The following is a 321-nucleotide window of genomic DNA, read 5'->3' as shown; positions in this document are numbered from 1 at the left end:
TCCACTACTTAGGGAGTAAATGAGAAGTGCCTTCCAGACAGCTTCGTGTATTTCGAATTATTTATCTTATCCGTTCATTGAAATCAGGAACTCGTTGTTGTCGCGAGTACCTTTCATTCTGTCGAGCAAGAACTCCATGGCTTCTACAGAGTTCATGTCGGCCATAAACTTGCGAAGTATCCATACGCGTTGCAATTCTTCTTTGCTCATGAGCAGATCTTCTCTTCTGGTACCCGATGCCGGAACATCGATAGCCGGGTATACTCGTTTGTTCGCCAGTTTTCTATCGAGCTGAAGTTCCATGTTACCGGTACCCTTGAA

The 321-nt window shown here is 44.9% G+C and carries 1 pseudogene; it reads right to left on the bottom strand.

Annotated features, from left to right (window positions below):
- Positions 1 to 66: 66 nt before the first annotated feature.
- Positions 67 to 321 (bottom strand): annotated as a pseudogene (locus B3763_RS00540) (transcription termination factor Rho); the annotation flags it as partial.

This window comes from Roseivirga sp. UBA1976 (assembly GCF_002336325.1).
GTDB lineage: Bacteria > Bacteroidota > Bacteroidia > Cytophagales > Cyclobacteriaceae > Roseivirga > Roseivirga thermotolerans.
Note: the sequence above shows the minus strand (reverse complement) of the source record. Positions and strands in the feature narration are given on the sequence as shown.